Raw genomic sequence first — 26,697 nt, 5'->3', positions numbered from 1 at the left:
GGATCTCCTCGACCAAACGCCGATCCGATCGGATGCCGAAGAGGTATGAAATGAGCTCCATCTTCACCAGCACTACCGGATCGATGGCCGGTCGCCCGCGGTCGCTGTAAAACCTGGCAGTGCGCTCCCGGATGAAGTCGGTATCAAGTATCGCTTGGATCTTCCGAAGCAGATGATCTTGGGGCACCAAGTCTTCGATCAGCACTAGCTCGTACTTGCGCTGTGCGTGTCCATGTTCCCGAAGCACCGCATTCACCACCGCCAGATACTGCTTATGTTGCCATTGTACAACAAAATCCGGGCACCCGCGAGGGGTTACCCGGATTTTGTCTTCAACCTGCGAAAACCCCGCTGCGGTATCCGCAGCGGGGTTTTCCCGTGTGCGCCCGTCGGGGGGAGTACTCAGCCGATCTTGTAGGCCACCCCGAAGCCGCCCCGGGGATAGCGCCACTCGATGTTCTGGTGCGGGCAGGCGATGCGGCAGGTGCCGCACTCGATGCAGTTCTCGTACGCCACGTGCATCGCCCCGTCCCGGAACGTGTAGACCTCGGCCGGGCAGAAGGTCAGGCACGGCTGGTTGCACGTGCTGCACCTGGTCTGATCGCGGATGGCCAGGTGCGACTCGGTGTCGCAGCGGTACCGGATGGTGAAGAGCAGTTCCTCGACCGATACGCTCATTCGTTGATCGCCCTCCATCCCTGATGTGCCAGGCGCAGCAGGCCCCACATGCCGCCGGCCGCCTCCATGACGTTGCGCACGATCTGCCGCTGGTGCTCGGCCTTCGGCCGGTCATCCACGTTGAACCATTCGTACAGGCTGTCGTTGAGGGCGTCAGGCAGCTTCTCCATCAGCAGATCCTTCCGGTCGTGCAGGAAGGCCGGCAGCCGCTGGTACTTGGCCAGGTCGCGCTGGATGTACGAGGCCTGAACCGCCCTGGCGTAGGCCTGGAAACCTTCGGGCGAGAAGTCGCCGGTCTTCGCCATGGCGACCACCGCCTCGCCGGCCAGCCGGCCCGAGGTGATGGCCAGGTTGGTGCCCTCCCGGTGCACCGCGTTCACCATGCCGGCGGCGTCGCCGCAGATCATCCAGCCCGGGCCGGCCAGCTTCGGCATCGCCCGGAGCCCGCCCTCCGGGATCAGGTGGGCGGCGTACTCCTTCACCTCGGCGCCCTGCAGAAGCTTGCGGAGGGCAGGGTGCTGCTTCATGTTCTCGAGCAGTTCATAGGGCCTGGCGCCGGTGGCCGCGAGGTCGTCAACCATGATGCCGAGGCCCAGCGAGAGCGAGTCGACGTTGGTGTAGAGGAAGCCGAGCCCCACCATGCCCTGGCTCGGCGAGCCCAGGATCTCAATGGTGGCGCCCTCGCCCTCCTCGAGGCCGAAGCGGTCCTCGATCTTCTCCTTGGGCAGCGCCAGGGTCTGCTTCACCACCAGCGAGACCTGGCCGGGCTCGAGCTCCCGGTGGGCCCCCACCTGCTTGCCGAGGAGGGAGTTCACGCCGTCGGCGATGATCACCGCCTGGGCATAGACGTCGCCCTGCTCCCGGTCGGTGCGCACGCCCACCACCCGGTCGCCCTCCATCAGCAGCTCGGTGACGGTGGTCTCGCAGATGAGGAGGGCGCCGGCCTCCTCGGCCTGGCTGGCGAACCAGCGGTCGAATTTCGCCCGCATGGCGGTGAAGTTGTTGGGCTTGCCATCCACGTAGCGGCGGCTGCGGTGGCCGATCTTCACCGCTCCGTCGTCATTCAAGAGCCAGTAGTTCTGCTCGACGATCCGGCGCTCCAGCGGCGCCTTCGTCCACCAGTCGGGAATCAGCTCCTCCAGGTGGTGGCGGTAGAGCACGCCGCCGAACACGTTCTTGGCGCCCGGGAACTCGCCCCGCTCGATCACCAGCACGTTCAGCCCGCCGCGGGCTATGGTGAGGGCCGCGGCCGTGCCGGCCGGACCCGCGCCCACGACGATGGCGTCAAAGCGTTCAGTCACTTGGCTGCACCTCCTGCTCCGGCCACGGCGGGCTTGCCGGCCTTGATCACGCGGATCAGCTCCGGCACCACCTGCTGCCAGTCACCCACGATGCCGTAGTGGGCCACGTTGAAGATCGGCGCGTTCGGGTCCTTGTTGATGGCCACGATCACGTCCGAACCGGTCATGCCGATGGTGTGTTGCACGGCGCCGGAGATACCCACGGCGATGTAGAGCTTCGGCCGCACGGTCTTGCCGGTCTGGCCCACCTGGTGGGTGTTCTTGATCCAGCCCTGCTCCACGCAGGGACGGCTGGCGCCCACCACGCCGCCGAGCAGGTCGGCCAGCTCCTTCAGCACCGCGAAGCCCTCGGGGCCGCCGATGCCCCGGCCGCCGGCCACGATCACCTGGGCGTCCTCCAGGTTCACCCGCTCCTCGTCCTGGTAGAACTGGAGTACCTTGGTGGCGATCTCTTCCTCCTTCATGTCGAAGGGCACGCGGAGGATCTGGCCGGTGCGGCTTTCGTCGCGCGGCAGGGCCTCGAAGATGCCGGGGCGGGCGGTGGCCATCTGGGGCTTGTACTTCTTACAGAGGATCGTGGCCATCAGCTTCTCGCTGAAGGCGGGACGGGAGGCGAGCAGGAGGCGGGACGGGTTGGGCTCCACGTCCAGCATCGTCGTGTCGGCGGTGAGGCCGGTGGGCAGGTGCGTGGCGATGGCGCCGGCGAGGTCGCGCCCCTGGTAGGTGGCCCCGATCAGGACGATCTCCGGCTTCACCTGGCGGATGACCTCCAGGGTGGAGACGCTGTAGGGCTGGGTTCGGTAATCTTTGAGGACCGGGTGGTCGACGAGGTAGGCCCGGTCGGCGCCGTAGTAGATGGCCTCCTGCGCCAGGTGCTCCACCTGGTGGCCCTGCACCAGTGCGAAGACCTCGGCGCCGATCTTCTCCGCGAGGCGCCGGGCCTGCCCGATGAGCTGCCAGCTGACCGGCTTGGCGATGCCGTCCCGCTGCTCGACCCAAACCATGATGCCCTGGTATTCCAGTTCCATCGTCACTCCCCCTCTGCCGCGGTCCAGCCCAGCCGCTCGGGCAGGTCGGTCTTCCAGAGGGCCTCCCAGAGGGCCGCGGCGCTGTCGACGTAGGTGGTGTTTACCTTGCGCACCTCCGGCACCCATGACCGGGCGACGATGGTGGGCGAGCCCTTGAGGCCGATCTTGCTGACGTCGATGTCGGGGAAGTCCTGCACCGTCCACACGATGGGCTTGTACCGCGCACCGGCCAGCATGCCCGGCAGCGACGCCCGCCGGACCGTGTTCATCTCCTGCAGCACGGTGACCAGTGCAGGCAGGTTGGTCTCCACGACTTCAAGGCCATCCTCCAGGTGGCGCTCCACCCGGATGCGGCGCCCCTCCACCGCAACGATCCGCTCCACGTAGGTGAGCTGTTCCAGGCCCAGGCGGCAGGCGATGCCCGGTCCCACCTGGCCGGTGTCGCCGTCGATGGTCTGCTTCCCGGCAATCACGAGATCCACCGGGCCCCAGGTGGCCGCGGCCTTCTTGATGGCCTCGGAGAGGGTGTATGCCGTGGCCAGGGTGTCGGCCCCGCCGAACCTGCGGTCCGTGACCAGCACGGCGTCATCCGCCCCCAGGCTGATGGCCTGCTTCAGGACCTTCTCGGCCATGGGCGGCCCCATGGTAATGACGGTGACACGCCCGCCGTACTTCTCCCGGAGCTCGAGCGCAGCCTCGACCCCGTGCAGGTCATAGGGGTTCATGATGGATGGAACGCCTTCCCGAATCAGCGTGCCGGTCTTGGCATCGATTCGGATCTCACGGCTGTCGGGAACTTGTTTTACGCATACTACGATGTGCACTCGGATCCCCCTTTCGACACGCGCAGGGAACTCTTTCTCTAATGTATACGTTGTTTCGGGACCCGTGGAGTCGACTTTTGGACAGGGTATCCACCTACCCTAGCACCTTCGCCGTGCAATACTTAACTCATTTGCCAGTAGTCCGGAGCGCCGCCGCCAGGCACATAAGGGTGAGCCTTCGCTGCGGTCACTCACCCGGATTGCTCTCTGCGGAGAACTGGTGCAGGCACACGGCGGGCGCAGCAGGAAAATCCGAACCCCGGCGCAAATTAATTAGATTAAATTACAAATGGGCCGCCGGCCCGGGAAGAGGTGGATCACCATGCCACTCGTGACGCTGAAAGAGGTACTGGCCCAGGCTGAGGCCGGGGGCTATGCCGTCCCCGCCATCAACGTTCACTCGCTGGAGGTCATGCCGGCGGTGCTCCAGGTGGCCGCCGAGGAGCGCTCGCCCATCATCCTGCAGTTCACCGAGGGCACGCTCAAGTTCTGCGGCTACGACAACGTGCGGGTCTTCGCCGGCCATCTGGCGCGGGTGTCGCCCGTGCCCGTCGTGCTCCACCAGGACCACGGCGCCTCCTACGAGGTGGCCGTGCGGGCAATTCAGGCCGGCTTCTCCTCGGTGATGATCGATGCCTCCCGCCTCCCGCTGGAGGAGAACATCGCCGCCACCCGCAAGGTGGTGGAGCTGGCCCACGCGTGCGGCGTCTCCGTCGAGGCGGAGCTCGGTCGGGTCGCCGGGCAGGAGGAGGAGATCAGCGTCTCCGAGGCTGAGGCCGCCCTCACGGATCCGGCCGAGGCCGCCCGCTTCGTCGCCGAGACGGGGGTCGACGCCCTGGCCGTCGCCGTCGGCACGGCCCACGGCTTCTACCGGTGGGAACCGAAGCTCGCCCACGACCGCATCGCGGCGATCCGGGATGCCGCCCGGGTGCCGCTGGTGCTGCACGGCGGCTCCGGCGTGCCCGACGAGGAGGTCCAGCGTGCCATCCGGCACGGCATCCGCAAGGTGAACGTCTCCACCGAGGCCAAATGGGCGTGGGCGCAGGGCCTCCGCCAGTCGCTGGCCGACCAGCCCGAGGAATACGACCCCAGGCCCATCCTGAAGCCCGTGATGCGGGCGGTTCAGGACGTGGTGCGGGCCAAGATCCGCATGGTGGGTTCGGGCGGCAAGGCGTGACCCGACTGCAAGACGATCCCGCGACCGATTCGCAAAGGAGGCAGAACCTATGGCCACGATTGACCTACAGGACGCAGCCGCCATCCGGACCGCCGACACCCAGGGCATGCTGGCGCTCCAGATCGGCTACCCGCAGCAGTTTCGTGAGGGCATCGCCCTCGCCCGCGCTTTTTCGCTCCCGCCCCTGCCGGCGGACCTGCATGAGGTGGTCATCCTCGGCACCGGCGGCGGCTCCGCCGCCAGCGGCCAGCTGCTCCGCAGCTACCTCTTCCACGAGGCGAAGGTGCCCATCCAGGTGGTGCAGGGCTACAACTGTCCCGGCTACGTGGATGAGCACTCCGTGGTGATCGCCGTGAGCCACTCGGGCAAGACCGAGGAAATCAACTCATCCTTTGAGCAGGCGGCCCGCACCGGCGCGACGCTGGTGGCCATGGGCGCGGGCGGCCGGCTGAAGGAGACCGCCACCCGCCTCGGCGCCCCGTACCTCGACGTGCCCGGCGGCCTGATGCCCCGGGTGGCCATCGGCTACATCTTCGTTCCCATCCTGCTCATGCTGGAGCGCTGGGGCCTGTGCGGCGACCAGTCGCAGGCGCTGGCCGAGTCCCTCGACCTGCTGGCGGCGCTGGCGTCCGAGTACGGGCCCGAGTCGCCGGTGGAGCGGAACCTGGCCAAGCAGGTCACCCGGGAGATTATGGACAAGATCCCGGTCATTTACGGCTTCGCGGACCACTTCGACGCCGTGGCCTGGCGCTGGAAGAACCAGCTGGGCGAAAACGGCAAGTACATGGCCTTCTGGAACACCATCCCCCACCTGCACCACGACGAGGCGGTGGGCTGGGACATGCAGCCTGAACTGCTCAGGCAACTGGCCTTCGTGCTCCTGCGCGACCGGGCCGGCGAGTCGGCGCAGATGCAGAAGCGCTGGACGGCCACCCGCGAGATCCTGGCCGAGCGGGCGGGGGCCTGCGTGGAGGTGTGGAGCCGCGGCGAGTCGCTCCTGGCGCGGATGCTCTCGCTGGTGGTGCTGGGTGACTTCGTCTCCTGCTACATGGCCATCGCCAAGGGGGTCGACCCCACCCCGGTGGCGATCATCGACTTGTTCAAGAAAAAGGTGGGTCAGTGATGCGGCTGGCCATCGGCATCGACCTGGGCGGCACCAACATCGTCGGCGCCGTGGTGGACAGTGCGGGGCGTCAGCTGGCCACCCTGAAGCGGCCGACACCGGCCCGGGAGGGCCCCCGGGTCGTCATCGGGGTGATGCAGGAGATGGTGGCGGAGCTGCTCTCCCGGTCGCCGGGACCGGTGCTGGGCATCGGCCTGGGCATCACGGGCACCATGGACCGGGAGGCCGGCATCTCCATCTTCTCGCCCAACTTCGCGAACTGGCGGAACGTGGACGTGCTCACGCCATTCCGGGAGCGCTTCGGCCTGCCGGTCACCATGGACAACGACGTGCGGGTGGGCGCCCTCGGCGAGCTCCATTTCGGCGCCGGCCGCCGGTACCGGTCGTTCCTCTTCACCGCGATCGGCACCGGCATCGGCGGCGGCATCGTGATCGACCGGCAGATCTACCGGGGGCCCTACGGCACCGCCGGCGAGTTTGGTCACCTGCCGATCCGCCCCGCGGGCGGACCCCGCTGCGGCTGCGGGGCCAGCGGCTGCCTCGAGGCGCTCTGCTCCGGCCCGGGCATTCGCAGGCGGACCCTGGAGGCCCTCGCCCAGCGGCCGGACCCCTCGTCCCTGCGGGCCCTGCCGCCGGAGGAGATCTCGGCCCGGACGCTGGCCGAGGCCGCCCGGGCGGGCGACCGGCTGGCGCTCCAGCTCTGGGAGGAGATCGGCACCGACTTCGGCCTGGGGGTGACGGTCTACTACAACCTGCTGGGGCCGGAGGCGATCATCGTGGGCGGCGGCGTGTCGCTGGCCGGTGACCTGCTGCTGGAGCCCGCCCGCCGGGTGGCCCGGGAGCGGCTGATGTCGCCCATCCGGGACCACGTGGAGTTGGTGCCCGCCGAACTGGGCGACGAGGCCGGGGTTGTGGGCGCCGCCACCCTGGTGGACGGACTGGTGATGGCGTGATGGAGCGGTACGTGCTGACGGTGACCCTGAACGCCGCGGTGGACGTGGCCTACACCGTGCCCGGCTTTTCCCCCGGCGGGATCCACGTGGCGGCCGCGGTGCGCCGGGTGGCCGGCGGGAAGGGCAACAACGTCGCCCGGGTCCTGGCCCGCCTGGGGGTGCGCGTCGCCGCCACCGGCTTTGCCGGCGGTGCGGCCGGCCGCTTCATCCAGGACGAGTTGCGGCGCGCCGGCGTGGTGCCCGAGTACGTGGAGGTGGCCGGCGAGAGCCGCACCTGCTACGCCTTCACCGACCCGGAGACCGGCGTGGTGACCGAACTCAGGGAGCGGGGGCCCGAACTGGGGCCGGAGGACGTGGCCCGCTTCAAGGCCCGCTACGACCGCCTGCTGGCCGGGGCCGAGCTGGTCACCATCTCCGGCTCCGTGCCGCCTGGCGTCGAGCCGGAGATCTACCGTTACCTCATCGAGAGGGCTCGTTCCTGTCAGGTCAGGGTGGTGCTCGACAGCAGCGGGCAGCCCCTCCGGGAGGCCCTGGTGGCCCGGCCATACGTGGTGAAACCCAACCGGGCGGAGCTGGCCGGCTGGGCGGGCCGCCCGCTGGAGACGGAGGCCGACGTGCTGGAGGCCGCCCGCCGGATGCGGACGGCCGGCCCGGAGTGGGTACTGGTCTCCCTGGGGGCGGACGGGGCGCTCCTGGTGGGGCCGGACGGTGCCGGGGCCTGGCGGGCGGTGCCGCCGCAGGTAGCGGCCCTCAACCCCGTCGGGTCAGGGGACTCGGCGGTGGCCGGGCTCGCCTGCGGGTTGGTGCGGGGTCTCGGCCCGGAGGAGCTGCTCCGCCAGGCCGTGGCTTGCGGCACTGCCAACGCGCGCACGGCCGGCGTGGCGGACGTGGACCCCGCTGAGGTGGAGCGGCTGGCGCGACGGGTCCGCGTGGAGCCGGTCTGACGAACGCCTATCGTCGACGAAGGAGGTGGTGGGGTGGAGCGGCGGCTCGTGCCCGGCAATGCCCGGCTCCTGAAGGAGCTGAACCAGTACCAGATCCTCGACGCCATCCGGCGCCACGGTAGCCTGGCCCGCAGCGAACTGGCCCGCCTCACCGGCCTGACCCCGCCCACGGTGGGAGCTATCACGGCGGCGCTGCTGGAAGACGGGCTGCTGGTGGAGGGGGAAGGCCAGCCCGCAGCCTCCGCCGGCCGTCGGGCGGTGCCGCTCTCCCTCAACCCCTCGTGGGGGGTGGCCGTGGGGGTGCTCCTCACCATCGCCCGGGCGCAGGTGCTGGCGGTGGATCCGACAGGCGGCGTGCGCGGGCGAGTCGAGTTCCCCGTGCGGCCGGGTCTGCGGCCTGACGAGGCGGCGGCGGCGCTGGCCGCCGCCGTGCGCCGGGTGATCGCCGGCACGGCTCCCCGCCGCCTGATCGGGGTGGGCGCCGCCCTGCACGGGGTGGTGGACCACGCGTCGGGCGTGATGCGGTTCGCCCCGCATTTCGGCTGGCGGGACGTGCCCTTCGCCGCCATGCTGGCGAAGCGGCTGGGGACCGCCGTGGTGGCCGACAACGACGTGCGCTGTGCGGCCATGGGCGAACTCTGGTTCGGGGCGGGCCGGGGCGTGGAGAACTTCGTCTGCGTGCGCGTGGGTACCGGCATCGGTTCGGGCATTGTGATGGACGGGCGGCTCTTCCGGGGCGGCCGGGCCCTGGCGGGGGAGATCGGCCACTTCACCGTCGACCTGAGCGGGCCTCCGTGCCGCTGCGGCAGCCGGGGTTGCCTGGAGACCGTGGCCTCCGGCCCCGCCATCGCGGAGCGGGCGGGGATGGAGAGCGTCGAAGCGGTTGTGCAGGCGGCGCAGGCCGGCGACCCCCGCGCCATCCGCGCCCTGGCGGACGCCGGCACCTACGTGGGCGTGGCCATCGCCAACCTGGTGAAGACCCTCGATCCCGAACTGGTGCTCATCGGCGGCGGCGTGGCCCGGGCGGGCGAACTGGTACTCGGACCCATGCGGCAGGCTATTGCCGCTCACGCGCTGGACCCGAAGGCGGCCGTCGTGCCGGTGCGCCCGGTGGCCCTGGGCGACGACGCCGCCGCGTTCGGCGCGGCAGCGCTGGTGTTGGACCGGTTTTTCCGGGGCAGGACGGAGCCGGCGGTGCTCGACTGGATGGCCCACTAGCGCTGGCGCGCGGTCAAGAATGGGGGTATCATTTTCAGGCAGAAGGATTCCGTCGGCTCAGGGAGTGAGGCCCATGGCTGTGACGATCAAACAGGTTGCGCGCCACGCAGGGGTGTCGGTGGCCACCGTCTCCTACGTGCTGAACAACGACCCGCGGGTGGCGGCCGAGACGAGGGAGCGGGTGCTCGCGGCCATTCGCGAGCTGGACTACCATCCCAACAGCTGGGCGCAGGGCCTCGCACGCCGGCAGGCGGACATCGTCGGACTGCTGATGCCCGCCCCCCGCCATGCGGACCCGTTTCTGTTGGAGTTCATCAGCGGCGTGATGGACGTGACGGCGGAGCGCCACGTCGGCCTGCTTCTGCTCCACCCCGGGAAGAACGAGGATGACCCGCCGCGCGAGCTCCTGCGCAGGCGCCTGGGCGGTGTGATCGTGCTCGAGTCCCAGGCTATCGACCCCCGGGTGGAGTGGCTGCAGAAGCGGGACATTCCCTTCGTGTTGTTCGGGCGCTGCCAGCAGCCGGTGGACTACTGGATTGATGTGGACAACTCGGCCGGTGCGCAGATGGCGATCGAGCACCTGATCGCGCTGGGGCACAAGCGCATCGGCTTTATCGGCGCGCCGCTCAAGTACATGTTCGCCCAGTACCGCCTGGCCGGGTACCGCGAGACCCTGCAGCGCCACGGCCTGCCCTTCGACCCGGCCCTGGTCCTGGAGGGCGACCTCTCCGAGGAAAGCGGCTACACGTCTGCCCGGGTGCTGCTGCGCCTCCCGGAGCGCCCCACGGCCATCATGGCCGCGTCGGACATCATGGCGCGGGGGGTGCTGCGCGCCGCACGGGAGGAGGGGCTGCGGGTGCCCGGCGACGTCTCCGTGGTGGGCTTCGACGGCACGCCGTTTTCGGCTTACACCGACCCGCCGCGAAGCGCGGGCGGTACGGGCGGCTGCTCAGGATGAGCCGCCTGCAGGTTCCCGACGCCGCAGTCCAGCGCGCCTGGGACTGGATCAAGTGCAATTACGACTGGCTGGTGCGCGACGTGCCCGGGCTCGGGCGTTTCCTCGGCGCGGGCGCACCGGACTACATGTGGCTCTTCGGCTGTGACAGCGCCTACGCCGTGCTGGGCTGCCTGGCGCTGGGCCAGCACGAGCTGGCGGTGGAGACCCTGGATGCACTCCGGCGGGTCAGCTGGCAGGCCAACGGCGAGAGCGGCCGGGTGATCCACGAGGCGACCCCCCTCGGCCACGTGTACCACCGGGGCAACGTGCAGGAGACCCCGCAGTACGTGAACGCCGTGTGGCAGACGTTCCTCTGGACTGGCGACATGGACTTCCTCCGGCGCAGCTACCCGTTCTGCCGGCAGGGCCTCCTGGGCTGGGTGATGGGCGAGCGCTGCGCACCGGGGGAGGCGCTGCCCCGGGGCAGCGGCATGATGGAGGTGGAGGGGCTCGACCTGCAGATGATCGACGCCGCCGCCTACACGGCGCAGGCGCTGGAGGCCCTCGCCGGCATGGCGGAGGCCGTGGGCGATGCCGAGACCGCCGGCCGCAGCCGCCGGCTGCGGGAGGCCGTCTGCCGCCGCCTCGATGAGGCCTTCTGGATCGAGGAGGAGGGCATGTACGGCGACCTGCTGGCCACTCCCGGGGAGATCGCCCCCCGGCTGCGCGCACTGGTGGAACGGTCGGTCCGCTCGCAGTACGTGGACCATGCGCGCCCGGACGTCCGCGCCGCCTATGCCCACCTGCTGGCCCGGGCCGAGGCCGACCCGAACCCGGACGCGCGGCGGCCCTGGCTGCTCAAGAACTGGATTGTCATCACGCCGCTGGAGGCCGGGCTCGCGCCCGCCGAGCGCGCCTCCCGCGTGCTGGCGCGGGTGGAGTCCAGCGAGTTCACCGGCCCGTGGGGCATGTACCTGAACGGCATCGAGCGCGCCGCCGCGATGAGCATCAACACGGGGGTGCTTGCGGTGGCTGAACTGAACTACGGGCGGCCGGATGAGGCCCTCGCCCGCGTGCGCGTCCTGGCGGAAACTCTGGAGCGGCACATGCCCGGTGCCGTGCCCGAGATCCTGCCCGACGGCGGCTGCTTCCTGCAGGCGTGGTCGGGTTACGCCATCGCGTGGCCGGTGGTCTCGCAGGTGTTCGGCCTGCAACCCCGCGCCCACGAGCGGACCCTGCTGCTCCGGCCCCGCTTCCCCGCCGGCTGGCCGCGGGCTAGCCTGAGGGACGTGCGGGTCGGCACCAACCGGTTCGACCTCGAGTGGGACGGTGCCGTCCTCACCGTCACCTCCCGGGAGCCGGGCTGGGCCGTGGAGGCGGAGGGGGTTCCCCTTCACATGACGGCCGGCCGGCAGGCATGCGAGTGATCCCCGCCAGTGGTGGAGAGATGGCCCTGGGGATCCGCCCTGCGGCGGGTCCCCGGATTGTTAAGGAGGAAACCGTTCATGGACTACCTTGTCACCCGTGAAGGAGACCTGTTCCAAGTATCCAACCGATGGGGAGACATCGCGCCGGAAGACGGACCGCTGGGGCTCTACTTCCGAGACACCCGCTACCTCAGCCGCTTCGAGCTTCGCGTGGACGGGGAGCGGCCTGACCTCCTGGGAGGAACGGCCGCGGACAACTACGTGCAGCGGGTCTTCCTGCAGTCCGGGGCCAGCCACCAGATTTTCAACCGGGTGACTCTGGGTTTGGAGCGGCAGCGGGTCATCCACGCGGGTGCCATGTACGAGCGCATCACGGTCACCAACATGCGGCTCGAGCCGGTTTCGGTGCGGCTGGACCTGCGGTTTGAGGCCGACTTCGCCGACCTGTTCCAGGTGCGGGGGATTCCGCCCGCGGGTCACGGCGTGTTCGAGGAGCAACGGGTGGAAGGCGGAGCCGTCACGCTGGGGTATCGGGGCCGCGACGGCGTGCTGCGCCAGACCCGGGTGCGGTTCCTCACGCCGCCCACCAGCCTCGCCGGCGAGCAGGCCGCCTGGGCGCTGACCCTGGGCCCGAAGGGCACGGCCGTGGTGGACGTGGCGGTCCTGCCCGCCGAGAACGGGGCCTTCCCCATCTGTCACGGGTTCGACCAGGCCCTCGAAGCTCTGCGGCGCGACTACGCCGACTGGTCCCGCACCTGCACGGCGATCGAGACGGACCACCCGCTCTTCAACCGGTTGATCGAGCGGTCGGTGAAGGACTTGCGGCTGCTGGCGGCCGACCAGGGGCATGGGCTGTTCCCCGTCGCCGGCATCCCCTGGTTCGCGGTGCCGTTCGGGCGCGACTCCATCATCACCGCCATTCAGGCCCTCGCCCTGAACCCCGACTTCGCGCGGGGCACCCTCCGGACGCTGGCGGCGCTCCAGGGCAAGGAGGTCGACCCGTTCCGGGCCGAGGAGCCCGGCAAGATCCTGCACGAGGTGCGCCACGGCGAGATGGCCAACCTGGGGGAGGTCCCCTACGGCCGCTACTACGGCTCCGTGGACAGCACGGCGCTGTTCCTGGTGCTGCTCTGCGAGTACCACGCCTGGACCGGGGACCTCGACCTGGTGCGGGAGCTGATGCCCAGCGTGCGGGAAGCCATCGGGTGGCTGGACCGGTACGGCGACTTGGACGGCGACGGCTTCGTCGAGTTCCGGGCCGACCCGGGTGCGGGCCTCAAGGTTCAGTCGTGGAAGGATTCGCCGGACTCCATGTGCCACCCGGACGGCCGGCGGGCCTCCAGCCCGGTGGCGGTTTCCGAGGTGCAGGGCTACGTGTACGACGCCAAGCGCCGCCTGGCGCCGATCCTGCACGCGCTGGGCGAGAAGGAGCTGGCCCTGCGGCTGGCCCAGGAGGCGGCCGACCTGAAGGTGCGGTTCAACGAAGCCTTCTGGATGCCGGACCGGCAGTACTACGCCATCGCCCTGGACGGGGAGAAGCGGCAGGTGCGCACCGTCTCGTCCGACATCGGCCATTGCCTCTGGTCGGGCATCGTGGCGGAGGAGCGCGCCGCCGCCGTGGCCCAGCGGCTCGTCGCCCCGGACATGTTCAGCGGCTGGGGCATCCGCACCCTGAGCGCCGAGGAGCCGACGTACAGCCCGATGAGCTACCACAACGGCTCGGTCTGGCCGCATGACAACTCGCTCTGCGTGCTGGGGCTCAAGCGCTACGGGTTCTACCGCGACGCGAACCAGGTGATCGGCGGCCTGGTGGACGCGGCCTCCCACTTCGAGCACTTCCGGCTGCCCGAGCTGTTCTGCGGCTTCCCGCGGGACGTGGGCGTTCCCGTGGAGTACCCCGTGGCCTGCTCGCCCCAGGCCTGGGCGGCGGCCACCCCCATCGCACTGGTGCAGGCGATGCTCGGCCTCGAGCCCGACGCCGCCGGGGGGACCCTGCGGATCAACCCCACCCTGCCGGAATGGCTGGGCCGGGTGACAGTCCGGGGCCTGCGCGTGGGCGGCGCCCGGGTGAACCTGGAGGTGACCCCCGCGGGCGTGCGGGCGGAGGTGACGGGCGAGCCGTCCCTCCGGGTCGTTACCGGATAGCCCTTCTCAGGCACATCATAAGCAAGAAGCCGGCTGCCACACGGAAGGTGGCAGCCGGCTCCGCTGTCTGGCTAGTGCAGCAGCCCCAGGAAACTGGTGCCGAACTCCGGGGCCGGTGCCCCGAGATGGTCGCACACGGTGGCCGCGACGTCGGCCATCGTGGTGCGCACGCCCAGGTCCACCGGTCGCACGTCAGGCCCCGTCACCAGCAGGGGCACCTGCTCCCGGGTGTGGAGAGAATGGCCGATGAGCGGGTCGTTGCCGTGGTCGGCCAGGATGATCAAGAGGTCGCCGGGCTGCAGGCGCTCGAGCAGGCGGGCGATGCCCCGGTCCGCCCGGGCCAGGATCGCGGCGTACTTGGCCGGGTCCTCCTCGTGGCCGGAGAGGTCGGTCTCCTGCACCGTGGCGGCGATGTAGCCGCCGCCCTGCATCTGGTCCAGCTGCTCCAGCACCTGCTGCAGCACCAGGTCGGTGTCGACCACCGGATCGCGCCAGCGGGCCGCGGGGCACTCCACCACGTCGGCCATCTTGCCGATCATCGCCACCGGCAGCCCAGTGGCGGCCACGAGGCTCGGCGCCTGCACGGCGGGGTCGATGCCATAGCCCAGGTGCCGGACGCGGTAGTGCTCATTGTAGATGTGCAGCTCCGGCGTGACCACCCCGGTCTGTCCGGCCGGGGTGTTGCGCGTGTGGGCCAGGATGTCGTCCACCGTGATGCGCACGCCGCCCAGGGCGATCACCCGGCTCACGCGGGCCACTTCCCGCACCAGGCGCCCGACCCGGAGGATGCGGTCGAAGGGGACGGCATCCAGCGGGCCGGTGACGTTGTAGATGCGACCGGGGTCGGTCTCCAGGTTGTCCCCCACCAGGATCTGTCCGTCCACCAACAGCGCACTGCCGCCCGGTATGGCGGTCTCCACCCGGTGGCCGGCCTGGACCAGCCGGTCACGCACCGCATCCGCCACCTCCCGGAACAGGGCGATGACAGGCCGGCGGGGCCGGTTACCCTGAATCTCGTTGTGGCCGGCGTAGGTGTCGGCGCCGTGATGGGCCAGGTTGCAACGGCCCCAGGCGGCCTCGGGCGTGCCGGCGGGCGGCAGCCCGGCCTCGGGCGCGATCCGGCCCAGGCCCAGCCTGAGCAGGGTGGGAATCTCCAGATGACCCTGTGCGCGGACCAGGCTGGCCAGGGTGTGGGCCCCCTGGTCGCGCGGCTGCACCTGCGCCACGTCTGCCATGGCGCCCACGCCGAAACCGTCCAGCACCAGTACGATCGCACGCTTGCGCATGTCAGCACCTCTTCTCCGTCAGATCCCGAGGTCCAGCGGCTGGTTCGCCCGGTCGAAGAGGCCGGCCAGCCGCGGCGCCCCGGCCTGTACGCCCTCCAGCAGGGCCAGGTTGGCCCGGGCCACGAAGGCCTGGGTGCGGAAGGCGGCGATCACGGGCTCGCCCACCCGGGCCTGGGGGTCGTCCAGCGTCAGGTAGTAGTCGATGTTTTCAGCGGCGGGCCGCTGCAGGGAGGCCGGGCGAAGTGCCGTACCCACCAGGGCCCGCCGCATGTGGCCCCTCGGGTAGCTGCCGCCGCCGTAGGCGTAGGCCCGGCCGCCGTAGGTGTGCGAGACCTCCGTGAGGTAGAGCATCGCCGGCAGCTCTGGCTGGTCCGTCACCGCGTGCAGCGGCGTCGTGCCGGTGAGCGCGTGGCCCGGCTCGCCGTGGGTGGCCCCCGCCCGCGCCAGCATGGGCAGCGTGGCGGTGCAAGTCAGGGAGGGGGCGTTCACCTGGGTGATCGCAAGCCCCAGCTCCCGCCGGAGCAGATCCGCCGCCCGGACGGCCGCCTCCAGGTTCGGGGTGGCCGCGGGCCGCCCGTCCTCTGCCACCAGGCAGGGAAAGGCGGTCACGCCCACGACCCGGACGCCGGGCAGGGCGACGACCGCACGGGCCACCTCCAGCAGCTCCTCCAGGGGGATTCCGCCTTCCTGGCCGGGGTAGAAGCAGCCGGCGGCCACGCGCAGGAGAACGTCCTGCCGCAGCCCCAGGGCCGTGGCGGTCTCGCTCACGGCTCGGGCCTGGTCCAGGCAGAAGACCGTCAGCACCTCCGGCCGCCACGAGAGCACCTGCGGGAGGTGGGCCCGGGGAATCTGCACCAGGTGGCCCGCGTGGCCGAGGGCCACGCCGGCGGCGCGAAAAGCGCGGGCGTCGTCGATGTCGACGGCCACACCGCGGGGGATGCCCGCCTCGGCCACCGCACGGATCACCTGCGGGTTGCGGTTGAGTTGCTTGGACATGAAGTAAAGCTGGATGCCGACCCGCCGCGCCGCCTCCGCCAGGATCCGGGCGTTGGCCCGGATGGCGTCCAGGTCCAGCACATAGGTGTTGGGCGGCAGTCGCCGCTCCGCGTGGAACCGCAGCGCCGCCTCGATCAGGCGGGGGTTCCGCCGCATCGTCGTCTCCAGGAACATGGGCCTCTCTCCTCTCCCGGGGTGCCTCAGGGGACGGTCAGGATGCGGCGCGGGTTCTCCACCAGCATCAGGTGGAGCTCCGCGTCGCTCACGCCGGCCGCCTGCAGCTCCGGCACCAGCCGGTCGAACAGGTAGCTGTAGCCGTAGCCTCCGTTGGCCTTGAGGTGCGAGCGGCGGGTCACGTCCATGGAGAGGACGACCCGGTCACCCAGGCCCCGCTCCAGCATTCCCGTGATCAGCCGCACCCGTACCGCGTCGGGCATGTAGGCTTCCTTGCCGGCCGTGTCGTAAGCGACGGTGGCGCCGCGCCGGGCGAGTGCCACGTGTGTCTCCAGATCGTCGCGCAGATCCTGGTGGCCGATCACCACCCGGGATGGGTCTACCCCCTCGGCCTCCAGCAGGTTCAGCTGCTCCAGCCCCATGGTGCCGAGCGTGCAGTGGGTGGAGATGGGCAGGCCAGTGGCCTTGTGCGCGATCGCCACCGCCCGGAAGACCTTGGCCTCGTCGGGCCGGATCTCACCTTTCGAGGTGCCGATCTCGGCCAGAATGCCGGGCCTCACCGGGGTGCCGTCCATGCCCTCCTCGCACTCCCGGATGAGCATTTCGGCCAGCTCCTCGGCCGTGCGCTCGGCCACGTACGGCGGGTGGTAGGCCTGCTGGTAGAAGCCGGTGGCTGCGATCACCTGAAGCCCGGTCCGCCGGGCCACCTCCTGCAGGAGGTCCACCCGGCGGCCCATGCCGTGGCAGGTCACCTCCACCAGCGCCCTGCCCCCGGCCCGCTGCAGGTGGGCGACCTCCTGGCAGGCGACTTCGAGGTTGTCCAGGATGGTGTCGGGGTCGCGCTTCCGTCCCGAGAGGTCGATGAACAGATGCTCGTGCATCAGGGTGGGGCCCAGTTCGGCGGGGTTGATCGGGCCGAGAACCGTCATGATGTGCGCCATGGAATCCTCCTCCCGGGTGTGTGCCGAATCAGGGGAGCCGTACCGTCAGGGAAGCTGAAAGAAGTATCGCCCGAAGACCGGCGGCATCCTGAGGGAGGGCGCCAGCAGGTCCGCCGCCGCCAGGGTGCGGCCGGCGCCAGCGGCGCCGGGCGGGCCGGCCAGGACGAGGCCCGAGGCGAGCCGGGGAACCGGCAGAGCCACCCCCGTACAGCCGGCGAGGTTGACCGACCGCAGCAGGTACTTGCCCCCCAGGGCCTGCAGCTGGGCGCCGGGCCTGCCCAGGACCCCCACCACCGAGTCGCCCAGGCCGTAGAGGTCCACGGGCCCCTCCAGGGTCACGGCCAGGTCCGCGGAGTCCCAGAGGCGCCGCAGCAGGTCCAGGGACCGGTCACGGGCGGCGATTCCGCTCATATCCACCTCCACGGCCACCGCCCCGGCCGCCCAGAGGGGCGCGAGCCAGGGTGCCAGTTCCGCCGCCATGTCGGCCCCGTCGGGCAGCGTCACGGAGCCCGGGCGGGGTACGGCAACCCGCACGCCCGCGAGGTCGGCTGCGGGGGGCGGCGCCACCCCGGCGGCCCTGAGCAGGGCCGCCAGGCCGGCGCGGGCGGTGGGCCAGTCGCGCCCGATGACGCCCAGGCTGGGCCGGAAGGGGTAGCCGTCGGTGGAGACCCGTTCCACGGACGAGACGAGCCCCATCCCCGCGCCGATCACGCCGGCGAGGCCGGTGGCGAGCGCGGGTCCGAGCACGGAGCCCCCGCCGTCCGTGCCCACGCAGAAGTCGATGAGGCCAAGCAGGATGTTCACCGGCCCGCCGCTGGTGGAGCCGGTCATCGGCCGCCCGGTGAGCGGGTTGGTGAGGCCGGTGTCCACCGCCCGGCCCCCGGGCGCCGCCCGGTCCACCGTCAGCCAGCCCAGGCCGGGTTCGGCGGCCAGCCGCCGGCGGAGGCCGTCCTCAATGGCGGCGGTGTCCTTCACGCCGAAGCGGAGCACGCCGTCCTCCCGGTCGGTGTCGGCCGCCCCGGGCGCCAGGGCGACCACCGAGCGGCCCAGCTCTGCCTGCGCGGCCGCCACCGACCGGCGCCACCGGGACGTCACAGCCCCTCCGGGTGCAGCAGGGTGATCAGGTGCGCGGTGAGGAAGCCGATCTCCCCCTCCGGCATCTTCACGCCCAGCCGGCGCCCGGCCTCCCCGGCCACGACCTCGCTCACGAAGGCCCACTCCCGGGGGTATGCCTTCACCTCGGCCAGCCCCTCCGCCAGCATGACGTCGATGGCCTGCCCGGTGCGCAGCCTTTCCAGGGCCACCGCCAGGTGGGTGACGAACATCGCACCGTTCTCCTCCGTGAGTGCGACGCCGTAGCGCTCTTCGACCTTTCGGATCACATGGCGGGTCAGATCCGCCACCTCCGGGCCGATCTGCCCGCTCTCTTCCAGCAGCTGGAGTCGCAGTTCCAGCGACAAGGGGCTCCCTCCCAAACGTGTTCTGGATCAGTACGAGGGAATCCGCCGCCCCTCCAGGACCTCCTCCTGCACCTGCCGCACGACGGCGGGGGCGATAGTCTCCGGCAGGAGCCGCTCCAGGTCGGGGCGGTCGGCGTTGATCACCAGCACGGCCTCGGTGGCGGTCTCCGACACCCGCACGGCCTCCGGGTTCTGCAGCGGCAGGGAGTGCACCTCCATCATGCCGGCCGAGAACTCGTCCAGGTTCCAGATGGCGGCGTCGATCTGGTGTTCCCGGAGCCGCGGGATGAGGTGGGAGTAGGGAACCTCCACCAGTTCCACTTGCTTGCCGCGGCACTCCAGCTCGGTCAGCCGGGCCTGGTCAAGGGTCTGCGGGTCGACCCCCACCCGCATGCCGTCCGTGATGCCGGTGAACTGGGGGTTGGCCAGCAGGATGCCGTGGCGGTAGACGAAGCTCTCGGGACCGAGCCCCATCACGGCGACGACGCCGCCCTCGGCCACCGCCAGGTCCGCCGACAGGCGGGAGAGCACCGCAAAATCAGCCTGCCCGCGGCGCACTGCGGCGACGCGGCTCCTGGCGCCCCGCATGTAGCCGAGGCTGAACGGGATGTCGCTGCCCCGCACCGCTTCGTACAGCCCCGAGGCGAGCCCCTCGTACCGGCGGGTGTAGGGCAGGGGCATCAACCCCAGCAGCGAGGTGAACCCGGCGATCTCCCGGAGCTTGCGGTAGTCGGCCTGCACCAGGAAGGTGCCCAGGTGCCCACGGGCCTCCACCTGCACCGCCCCCGCGTCCACCAGCGACCGCAGGGCGCTCTGCACGGTGCCGTTCCCCGTCTCGCAGCGCCGGGCGTAGTCCTGCACGCGGGGAATGCGGTCCCCGGGGCGCAGCGAGAGCAGGTCGGCGGCGATCTGCATGGCCACCCGGCCGTACTTGCGGTAGAGGTCCGACTGCCACGGGTTCATGCGGTGTTCCTCCCCTGAGCACGGGGGCGGGGCCACGCCCCGCCCCCGCGGTTTCCGGATTGATTACGCCGGGGTGAAGAGGGTCAGCAGCTTCAGGATGTTGATCAGGATGCCCGTCACGATGGCGGCGACCGGACCGATGGCCAGCCGGTTCACGGGCAGCCCGGCCGCCTCGTTCAGGACGATGAGCGCGGCGACCACGAAGTAGCCCAGGCCGGGCGCCATGGCGTTGCCGGCGATCATGCCGCCTACCAGCAGGGCGACCTCCAACACCTTCGTCATGGCCGTGCGGATGTGCTCACCGGCCTGACGGATGCCCGGGAACCGGTCGAGGAACCGGGCGATGACGTCCAGCAGCACGACCTCGAGGAAGATGATCACGGCGCCCAGGATGGCGGCCACGATCCAGTGCGGCGAGAAGAAGCCCACGGCGAAGACGAAGGTCATGCCGACGGGGCCGTAGACGCCGGTGGCCACGGCGGTGGTGGCGACCAGCGGCACGAAGCCGATGCCCCGGGCCAGGGCGGCGATGCCGGCGTCCAGCAGGTTGCCCTCGGCCGCGAGGCTCAGGCTGATCGGGTCGCCGGCGACCACGCCCAGGTTGGCGGCGGCGGCCACCAGGGCGCCCATGACGGAGAGGACCAGGGCGTTCTGCTTGATGCGCTTCACCCGGTCGGAGAAAACGGCGGCCAGGCTGGTCTCGGCGCTCACGTCGGCCTTCTCACGCGCGGCGAAGATGAGCAGCAGGATCATGCCGACGACCAGGGCGGTACCCTCGACGTTCAGGTTGATGTTGGCGGAGCCGATGGCGATCGGGTTGAAGCGCACCACCAGCTGGCGGACGAGCAGCTGGATGGCGAGGGTGATGGCGCCTTTCTGCCACCCGTGGTGCAGGGCCACGGCGAGGGCCGGGAACACCGCAAAGGCCGAGACGATGGGAGAGCTCACCTGGCCAAGGGCGTCCAGGAAGTTCACGGGCAGCAGGGCGAAGGCGTCGACCACCGCCTGCAGGCCGATGGTGAGGAGCACGCCCCAGGCGGCGCCGAGTCCGGCGGCCAGCCACTTGTTGGGGGACGAGGTACCGATGATGTCGGTGGCTAGGAAGATGCTGTGGATCAGGATGAGCTGGCTGGTGAGGGAGAAGGGGATGCCGAAACCGATTACGAGGCCGAAGCTCAGGGCGAAGGAGGTGAGCGCCAGTTCACGGCGCTTCATGCGCCCTTCCAGGAACTCAGGCAGGATGGGACGGAGGCCGTCGTTGAAGACCGCGATGCCCTGCTGGGCCAGATAGGCGGCGAGGCCGCCCATGAGTGCTGCGACCACGAGCTTGAGCAGTTCCACGCGTCATCTCTCCTTTACGGCTTCGAAGCAGCTTCCACCGATTGCCGGAGCACGCGGAGGACCGTCTCGGCGCCCGCCCGCATCGGGTTGATCCGGAGCAGGTACGGGGCCAGATCCGGTCGGTCGGCCAGGAAGGTACCGGATGCGCGGTAGAACATGGCGGAGACCTCGTAACGGGACTCGGCGCCCACCGGATAGGGGGCGGCGCCGAACTGCGGGGCTGCGGCCAGCACGCGGTCGGCGATGGGTTCTTCCAGCTGAACCAGCGCCACGCGGGACTGGGCGTTGGCCACTGCGGCCGCTGCCACACCGGGGACCTCTCCTGCGTTGAGCCGGTCGACCACCTCCTGTACGACTTGCGCCTGCAGGGCCAGCGCCACCGGGGCATAGACCAGCGACCGCAGGGCCTCCATGGCCTCGGGACCTTGCACCTGCGTCCCGCCGGAGTAGGCGTCCCGGTGGATGCGCTCGATGAGGGCGCCCTCGCCCACCACGCACCCCACACCCTCGGGGCCCAGGAGCTTGAAGAGCGAGAAGGTCGAGGCCGTGGCCCCGAGCTGGACGCCGATCGCGGGCACCTTGCAGACGGCGTAGTTGTCGTCGGTGATGACGGGCAACCCGGGCGCCGCCTGGCGCAGGGTGCGGATGACGGCGCCGATGTCGTACCGGTCGGTCATGCGCTGCCGTGCGTGCTGCACGAGCGCCACGTCCACCTCCCGGGCCACCCGGGCCACCTCCGCGGGGTCGTGGAAGTCCGCCTCGAGCACCTCCAGCCGCATCGCCGCGAGGGTGACGCGGGTGGTGGAGTAGACGGGGGCCCGGTGGACGAGGATCCGCCGGGCGCCGGGGAGCGCCTGCAGGGCCGCCCGGATCGCCCCCGTGCCCGCCCCCCGCACCAGCGCCGCGTCCTCCGCCTCGAAGAGGTCGGCGAGGACCCGCTCCACCTGGGCGGTGGCCCGCGGGCGCCCCAGCCCGGGCACCACGCCCAGGTCGCCGGTCTGCAGGATCGCGTGGCCGTCGAAGTGCCGGTGGATCAGGTCCACGAGCCGCCACTGGAGAGCGGCTGCCTCCGCGAGGGAGAGGGCGGGGAGGGGGTAGGTCTCAAGCGACATCAACCCTGGCTCCTTTCGAGGATCGCCTTCACGATCATCGGTACCGCGCGCTCGGCGTGGTCGGCCGTGAAGGCGAACGCCTTCACCCCGTCCGCCACCGCCTTCCGGATCTCCTCTTCCTTCGGCGGCCGCCCGGGCATCGAGACGGTGAGGCACTGAGACTTGCCCAGCATGGCAATGGCCATGGCCAGGCCGCCGCCGCCGGTGTGACAGGCGCCCAGGTAGTAGTCGGCCTTGCCGGTCTTCACCTGCATGGCCGCCTCCAGGTCGCTGGCCTCGGTGACCTGAACGGCGTCGCCGCCCACCTGCCGGACCAGTTCCGCCACCTTCTTCTTGTCGACCTGACCGCCAATGGCGAAGCGCACCAACCCAATCCACCCCTTCCATTCTACAGTTTCCTGTATATTATACAGTGCCCGGGCCGGGCGGGTCAACGCGGCCGGGAAGAATAGTCTCTCCGGGGGAGGGGAGTGTCTTCCGTGTGCGAAAGTCTATTGTAAGCGCGTCAAAAGGGGCCATCCGCCCCGGGAAAGGCGGCGGCCCCGGTGAATGAGAGAGTGAGCGGGGCCGGGCGGCCCCGCTTGAAAGGAGCAAAGCCGGATGATCTACCTGGAGACGGGGAGCACGGACCCGTACTTCAACCTCGCTTTCGAGGAGTACGTGTTTGAGCGGCTGGACCCCTCGCAGTCTTATTTCATCCTCTGGCAGAACGAGAACACCATCGTGGTGGGCCGGCATCAGAACACCTACGAGGAGATCAACCAAGAATACGTGACGGAGCACGGCATCCGCGTGGTCCGGCGGCTCTCGGGCGGCGGTGCGGTCTACCACGACCTGGGAAACCTGAACTACACCTTCATCGTGGACAAGGAGGCCGCGCCGGACCTCAACTTCGCCGTCTTCGTCGTGCCGGTGATCAAGACCCTCGAGAAGATCGGGGTGAAAGCGGAGTTCACGGGCCGCAACGACCTCACCATCGACGGCAAGAAGTTCTGCGGCAACGCCCAGTACGTCCGGCGGGGGCGCGTGCTGCACCACGGGTGCATCATGCTGAACTCCAACATCACGGTCGTGGCCAGCGCCCTCAAGGTGCGGGAGGCCAAATTCCAGTCCAAGGGCGTGAAGTCGGTGCGCAGCCGGGTGACCACCATCAACGCCCACGCGCCCCGGCCTGTCTCGATGGAGGAGTTCAAGCAGCTGCTGAAGGAGCACATCCTGCAGACCGAGGGGCTCCAGGAGATGGCCCTCACCCCCGCGCAGCTGGAAGAGGTGCGGCAGCTGCGCGACCAGAAGTACGCCACCTGGGAGTGGAACTACGGCGCCTCGCCGGCCTACGACGTGCGTGTGGAGGAGCGCTTCCCCTCTGGGCTGGTCACCGCCTACATGCAGGTGGAGGCGGGGCGCATCCAGGCCGTGAAGATCTACGGCGACTTCTTCAGCAGTGCGGAGCTCTCGGAGCTGGAGAAGGCCCTTGTGGGCCTGCCCCTGGACGACCACCTGGAGGCAGCCCTGGAGCCGCTGGACGTGGGGCGGTACATCCAGGGCATCACGGCCCGGGATCTGGCGCGGCTGCTCAGGGGGTGATCCCCAGGCGCGCAGAGTCCCCGCCGGTCCTCGGACCGGCGGGGACTTCGCATTGCATTACCAGATCGACGGCCACAGGCCGAAGCCGGAGCCCACCAGACCCAGCAGGAGCAGGAATCCGATGGCCTTGAGCGGCGTCCAGCCCTTCTTGGTGAACATGAAGTAGAGGAACAGGGTAAGCGCCAGCGGGATCAGCTTCGGGACGATGCCGTCCAGGATCTGCTGGATGTTGATGGTGACCGGCACCTCGTTGTACTCGTTGTAGGTCACCAGGAAGTCGCCGGAGGTGAGTTCCTGGACGGTGGCCCCGAGGTCCGTGTACCGGCTGAGTTCCTCGGCGCTCACGACGGTGGTGATCGGGACGGCCTCATAGGTGGAGCCGTTGGGGATGTTGATGTTGACGGTCGTGCCGCCGTACAGACAGGTCAGCGCGCCCACCACGAAGACGCCCAGGATGCTCGCCGCACGGGTGAACTGCTTCGCGTTGGCCGTGAACATCTTGATGGCGTCGGTGCCGAACTGGTAGGACCAGTGCATCAGCCAGAAGCGCACCAGGAACTGCACGGCGTTGAAGATCAGCAGGAAGACGAACGGTGCTGCGATGTTCCCGGTCAGCGCCATGTTGGAGGTGATGCCGGCGGCGATGGGCACCAGCGTGAACCAGAAGATGGCGTCGCCGATGCCACCCAGCGGGCCCATGGCGGAGACGCGGACGGCACGGATGGTGTTGATGTCCGCCTTGTTCTGCTCCAGCGAGAGCACGATGCCCATCACGAAGGTGACCAGGAACGGGTGGGTGTTGAAGAACTCCAGGTTGTGGGACATCGAGGCGGCGAGGTCGTCCTTGTTCTTGTGGATCTTCTGCAGTCCGGGCAGGATCGAGTACAGCCAGCCGGCCGACTGCATGCGCTCGTAGTTGAACGACGCCTGCAGGAAGACCGAGCGCCAGGCCATCCGGTTCAGTGTAGCCTTATCCAGCGGTTCAGCAGGGGTCAGGTCCTTGTACTGATCGGGAATGCTAAATGCCATCTTCGTCACCTCCGCCGAAGCCACCCGCGGCCGCAGCCGACTTCACCGCAGTCTGATTCTGATAATCCCAGTAGGCAAACGCGAAGCCGATCAGAGCCAGCAGGAGCAGGGCCGAACCACTCAGCTGCGGGATGCTGGCCAGCAGGTTGGCCAGGGCGAAGCCCATGAAGTAGAAGCCCCACATCTCCCCGGAGATCATCACCTTCAGCAGGATCGCGAAGCCGACGAACCGCATCATGCCGCCGGCTGCGCTGAGTCCGCTCATCAGCCACGCCGGGATGGCGTTGACGACCGTGCTGCCGAAGGTGGCGCCGCCGACGAAGAACAGGGTGACGATGATGCCGAACACCAGGCCCAGGAAGCCCATGGCGCCGTAGTTGATCCACGCGATCTTCTTCGGGTCAGCCTCGTGGGCCGCCTTGTCGGCGTAGGCCATCACGGGGGACATGATCGTGAAGATCGTGGTCACGGCGTACTGGCCGAGCAGGGAGAACGGGATGGCCGCAGCGACGGCAGCGTTGGGCTCGAGGCCCAGCGAGATGGCCAGCACGGTGGCCATGATGCCGCCGATGACCGGGTTGGGCGGCTGTGCGCCACCGACCGGCATGTTGCCGATGGTCATCAGCTGGTACGTGCCGCCGACGATCAGACCGGTCTGGACGTCGCCCATGATCGCACCGATGATGGGTCCCATCACGATCGGCTGATACAGGGATTCCAGGAAGTTAAACTGGTCGATTGCGGCGATGAATGTTACCAGGAACACCAGGATGACCTGAATGGCAGTGATATCCGCGTCCATCAGCGAGACTCGCCTCCTCTAGGAGAACTCGCGCTACCGGAACAGCTTGGACACATCCTCGGGTGGGGTCGTCGGAACGCGCCGGATTTCCAGTTCCACGCCAAGCTCCTGCAAGCGCCGGAAAGCTGCCACATCGTTGTCGTCGACGGCCACCGTTGTCGCTACCTGTCTCTTCCCTTCCGCCATGTGCATGTTCCCGATGTTGACCTTGGTGATCGGCACACCTCCCTCCACAAGCTTCACGACGTCAGCAGGAGTTTCGCAGATGAGGAAAATCTTCTGGCGCGGGGATGCTTTGTGGATGACGTTGATGGTCTTCTCCAGCGTGAAATAGCGGGTCTCCACGCCGGCGGGCGCCGCCATGTCCATCAGAGACTGCCGCATCTTGTCGTTGGCCACCTTGTCGTTCGCGACGAGGATCAGGTTCGCTCCCACCGAGGAGCACCAGAGGGTCGCCACCTGGCCATGGATCAGGCGATTATCAATCCGGGTTAGGACGATGTTTGGCATACTAGTCCTCCTCCTTGATGATTGCCGAGATGGCGTAACGGGAGACCGTCATCACGGCGCCCGACTTCACTTGGATATCGACCGTGTCCTGGCGGACGGCCACTGTCCTGCCGTAAATCCCGTTGGCGAACTCGACCATCTGGCCGGGCGCCAGTTCGGCGTGGAGCCGCTCGAAGTGCTCCCGTCGCTTCTTCAACCCCCGGGTGTTCGCGGCATAGTAGATGGCCAGCGTCAGGAATACGAAGATCAGCATCACGATGGACGAGGCCAGGATGATCTCCCACATGGCTAGATACCCTCTTCGCTGCCCGCCGGCGGTTCCGGCCGGCGCTCTTGCTGCAGGCGGACATGCTCGACGCTGCTGGTGCCAATCGCGACCGCTTGCTCGGCCAGGGCTCTGACATCCGACTCCGCGGCGCGAAGGAGCCCGATCTCAATCAGCATGGGAAGATTCGTTCCAGTCAAGACTTCCACATTCTCGTACTGGCTGGCGGCGAGCATGGCGGTCCGGAACGGGGTCCCCCCCATCAGGTCCGTGAAGATCAGCACGCCGCCGGTCTCGCGCAGGAGCTCCGCCAGCGCGTCCCTCAGCCGGCCCTCGAAGGTCTCCAGAGACTCTGTCTCCCGGAAAGGGATCACATGCAGGTGCGGCTGCGGCCCTGCGATCATGCTGAGCGCCTGTGCCAGCCCCGGTCCGAAACCACCGTGCCCGGTGATGATGCATCCGATCATGGGGCAATCCCA

General features: G+C 69.5%; 28 protein-coding genes. 9 read left to right on the top strand and 19 right to left on the bottom strand.

The genetic code is table 11. From position 1 onward, the window contains the following. The 5 genes from AB2385_RS12390 to AB2385_RS12370 form a co-directional block, all read right to left on the bottom strand. The coding region (locus AB2385_RS12390; protein ID WP_367655322.1) for a transposase at positions 1 to 259 on the bottom strand (259 nt) is incomplete at its 3' end. A gap of 143 nt (positions 260 to 402) precedes the next feature. Beyond that, on the bottom strand, positions 403 to 678 hold the full coding sequence (locus tag AB2385_RS12385; RefSeq protein WP_367655321.1) for a ferredoxin family protein: 276 nt from the start codon (positions 676 to 678) through the stop codon (positions 403 to 405). After that, on the bottom strand, positions 675 to 1,979 hold the full coding sequence (locus AB2385_RS12380; protein ID WP_367655320.1) for an FAD-dependent oxidoreductase: 1,305 nt from the start codon (positions 1,977 to 1,979) through the stop codon (positions 675 to 677). Before AB2385_RS12380 ends, AB2385_RS12385 begins: the two co-directional genes overlap by 4 nt. Beyond that, positions 1,976 to 3,007 (bottom strand): electron transfer flavoprotein subunit alpha/FixB family protein, encoded by a 1,032-nt coding sequence (locus tag AB2385_RS12375; protein WP_367655319.1) that lies wholly within the window; start codon positions 3,005 to 3,007, stop codon positions 1,976 to 1,978. The genes AB2385_RS12380 and AB2385_RS12375 overlap by 4 nt, the downstream gene beginning before the upstream one ends. A gap of 2 nt (positions 3,008 to 3,009) precedes the next feature. After that, entirely contained in the window at positions 3,010 to 3,831 is an 822-nt protein-coding gene (locus AB2385_RS12370; protein ID WP_367655318.1) for an electron transfer flavoprotein subunit beta, read from the bottom strand. Between the two features lie 322 nt (positions 3,832 to 4,153). Between AB2385_RS12370 and AB2385_RS12365 the strand changes: the two genes are divergently transcribed. The 8 genes from AB2385_RS12365 (at position 4,154) to AB2385_RS12330 (ending at position 13,755) form a co-directional block, all read left to right on the top strand. Beyond that, positions 4,154 to 5,008 carry a ketose-bisphosphate aldolase gene (locus AB2385_RS12365; protein WP_367655317.1) on the top strand — a complete coding sequence of 285 codons (855 nt, stop codon included), beginning with the start codon at positions 4,154 to 4,156 and terminating at the stop codon, positions 5,006 to 5,008. Positions 5,009 to 5,057: 49 nt separating this feature from the next. Continuing rightward, the gene (locus AB2385_RS12360) at positions 5,058 to 6,131 is read left to right on the top strand and encodes a bifunctional phosphoglucose/phosphomannose isomerase (RefSeq protein WP_367655316.1); all 1,074 of its coding nucleotides are present in this window, start codon (positions 5,058 to 5,060) and stop codon (positions 6,129 to 6,131) included. Next, positions 6,131 to 7,084 (top strand): ROK family protein, encoded by a 954-nt coding sequence (locus AB2385_RS12355; RefSeq protein WP_367655315.1) that lies wholly within the window; start codon positions 6,131 to 6,133, stop codon positions 7,082 to 7,084. Before AB2385_RS12360 ends, AB2385_RS12355 begins: the two co-directional genes overlap by 1 nt. Beyond that, positions 7,084 to 8,028: a 1-phosphofructokinase gene (gene pfkB / locus AB2385_RS12350; protein ID WP_367655314.1), complete on the top strand. Its 945-nt coding sequence runs from the start codon at positions 7,084 to 7,086 to the stop codon at positions 8,026 to 8,028. Before AB2385_RS12355 ends, pfkB begins: the two co-directional genes overlap by 1 nt. 33 nt (positions 8,029 to 8,061) lie before the next feature. Further along, entirely contained in the window at positions 8,062 to 9,246 is a 1,185-nt protein-coding gene (locus AB2385_RS12345; protein ID WP_367655313.1) for an ROK family protein, read from the top strand. Between the two features lie 73 nt (positions 9,247 to 9,319). Then, positions 9,320 to 10,204, top strand: a complete 885-nt coding sequence (locus tag AB2385_RS12340) for a LacI family DNA-binding transcriptional regulator (RefSeq protein ID WP_367655312.1) — start codon at positions 9,320 to 9,322, stop codon at positions 10,202 to 10,204. Further along, the gene (locus AB2385_RS12335; protein ID WP_367655311.1) at positions 10,201 to 11,610 is read left to right on the top strand and encodes a hypothetical protein; all 1,410 of its coding nucleotides are present in this window, start codon (positions 10,201 to 10,203) and stop codon (positions 11,608 to 11,610) included. The genes AB2385_RS12340 and AB2385_RS12335 overlap by 4 nt, the downstream gene beginning before the upstream one ends. Positions 11,611 to 11,688: 78 nt before the next feature. Beyond that, positions 11,689 to 13,755: a glycogen debranching N-terminal domain-containing protein gene (locus tag AB2385_RS12330; protein ID WP_367655310.1), complete on the top strand. Its 2,067-nt coding sequence runs from the start codon at positions 11,689 to 11,691 to the stop codon at positions 13,753 to 13,755. 71 nt (positions 13,756 to 13,826) lie between these two features. Here the strand turns inward: AB2385_RS12330 and AB2385_RS12325 are convergent, their stop codons facing one another. The 9 genes from AB2385_RS12325 to AB2385_RS12285 form a co-directional block, all read right to left on the bottom strand. Beyond that, a complete protein-coding gene (locus AB2385_RS12325) occupies positions 13,827 to 15,041 on the bottom strand; it encodes a phosphopentomutase (protein WP_367655308.1) in 1,215 nt (404 codons plus the stop codon). Between the two features lie 18 nt (positions 15,042 to 15,059). Further along, positions 15,060 to 16,211: a YhfX family PLP-dependent enzyme gene (locus tag AB2385_RS12320; protein ID WP_367655307.1), complete on the bottom strand. Its 1,152-nt coding sequence runs from the start codon at positions 16,209 to 16,211 to the stop codon at positions 15,060 to 15,062. A gap of 26 nt (positions 16,212 to 16,237) precedes the next feature. Then, entirely contained in the window at positions 16,238 to 17,152 is a 915-nt protein-coding gene (locus AB2385_RS12315; protein WP_367655305.1) for a phosphotriesterase, read from the bottom strand. A 45-nt stretch (positions 17,153 to 17,197) separates the two neighbouring features. Next, positions 17,198 to 18,223, bottom strand: coding sequence for a hypothetical protein (locus tag AB2385_RS12310; RefSeq protein ID WP_367655304.1), 1,026 nt, complete (start codon positions 18,221 to 18,223; stop codon positions 17,198 to 17,200). A 20-nt stretch (positions 18,224 to 18,243) separates the two neighbouring features. Beyond that, the gene (locus AB2385_RS12305) at positions 18,244 to 18,612 is read right to left on the bottom strand and encodes a PRD domain-containing protein (protein WP_367655303.1); all 369 of its coding nucleotides are present in this window, start codon (positions 18,610 to 18,612) and stop codon (positions 18,244 to 18,246) included. Between the two features lie 27 nt (positions 18,613 to 18,639). Beyond that, entirely contained in the window at positions 18,640 to 19,575 is a 936-nt protein-coding gene (gene yhfZ, locus AB2385_RS12300; RefSeq protein WP_367655302.1) for a GntR family transcriptional regulator YhfZ, read from the bottom strand. A 63-nt stretch (positions 19,576 to 19,638) separates the two neighbouring features. Beyond that, positions 19,639 to 20,916 carry a YhfT family protein gene (locus tag AB2385_RS12295; protein WP_367655301.1) on the bottom strand — a complete coding sequence of 426 codons (1,278 nt, stop codon included), beginning with the start codon at positions 20,914 to 20,916 and terminating at the stop codon, positions 19,639 to 19,641. A 14-nt stretch (positions 20,917 to 20,930) separates the two neighbouring features. Next, the gene (locus AB2385_RS12290) at positions 20,931 to 22,028 is read right to left on the bottom strand and encodes an aminotransferase (protein ID WP_367655300.1); all 1,098 of its coding nucleotides are present in this window, start codon (positions 22,026 to 22,028) and stop codon (positions 20,931 to 20,933) included. Next, positions 22,028 to 22,393 carry a DUF2620 domain-containing protein gene (locus AB2385_RS12285; protein ID WP_367655299.1) on the bottom strand — a complete coding sequence of 122 codons (366 nt, stop codon included), beginning with the start codon at positions 22,391 to 22,393 and terminating at the stop codon, positions 22,028 to 22,030. Before AB2385_RS12285 ends, AB2385_RS12290 begins: the two co-directional genes overlap by 1 nt. 235 nt (positions 22,394 to 22,628) lie before the next feature. Between AB2385_RS12285 and AB2385_RS12280 the strand changes: the two genes are divergently transcribed. Further along, complete coding sequence (locus tag AB2385_RS12280) at positions 22,629 to 23,612, top strand: lipoate--protein ligase (protein ID WP_367655298.1); 984 nt, start codon at positions 22,629 to 22,631, stop codon at positions 23,610 to 23,612. 57 nt (positions 23,613 to 23,669) lie between these two features. On the opposite strand, the gene AB2385_RS12275 is transcribed toward AB2385_RS12280, so the two are convergent. The 5 genes from AB2385_RS12275 to AB2385_RS12255 are packed head-to-tail and all read right to left on the bottom strand — an operon-like array spanning position 23,670 to position 26,685. Continuing rightward, positions 23,670 to 24,641 carry a PTS system mannose/fructose/sorbose family transporter subunit IID gene (locus AB2385_RS12275; RefSeq protein WP_367655297.1) on the bottom strand — a complete coding sequence of 324 codons (972 nt, stop codon included), beginning with the start codon at positions 24,639 to 24,641 and terminating at the stop codon, positions 23,670 to 23,672. Continuing rightward, on the bottom strand, positions 24,631 to 25,443 hold the full coding sequence (locus tag AB2385_RS12270; protein WP_367655296.1) for a PTS mannose/fructose/sorbose/N-acetylgalactosamine transporter subunit IIC: 813 nt from the start codon (positions 25,441 to 25,443) through the stop codon (positions 24,631 to 24,633). Before AB2385_RS12270 ends, AB2385_RS12275 begins: the two co-directional genes overlap by 11 nt. Positions 25,444 to 25,476: 33 nt before the next feature. After that, positions 25,477 to 25,953 (bottom strand): PTS N-acetylgalactosamine transporter subunit IIB, encoded by a 477-nt coding sequence (agaV, locus tag AB2385_RS12265; RefSeq protein WP_367655295.1) that lies wholly within the window; start codon positions 25,951 to 25,953, stop codon positions 25,477 to 25,479. A gap of 1 nt (position 25,954) precedes the next feature. Beyond that, positions 25,955 to 26,239 carry a preprotein translocase subunit YajC gene (yajC, locus tag AB2385_RS12260; RefSeq protein WP_367655294.1) on the bottom strand — a complete coding sequence of 95 codons (285 nt, stop codon included), beginning with the start codon at positions 26,237 to 26,239 and terminating at the stop codon, positions 25,955 to 25,957. Positions 26,240 to 26,241: 2 nt separating this feature from the next. Further along, positions 26,242 to 26,685 carry a PTS N-acetylgalactosamine IIA subunit gene (locus AB2385_RS12255; RefSeq protein WP_367655293.1) on the bottom strand — a complete coding sequence of 148 codons (444 nt, stop codon included), beginning with the start codon at positions 26,683 to 26,685 and terminating at the stop codon, positions 26,242 to 26,244. Positions 26,686 to 26,697 lie beyond the last annotated feature (12 nt).

Source organism: Symbiobacterium sp., from assembly GCF_040797425.1.
Lineage (GTDB): Bacteria > Bacillota > Sulfobacillia > Symbiobacteriales > Symbiobacteriaceae > Symbiobacterium.
The sequence above is the reverse complement of the archived record's forward strand: the minus strand, read 5'-3'. Positions and strand labels throughout refer to the sequence as shown.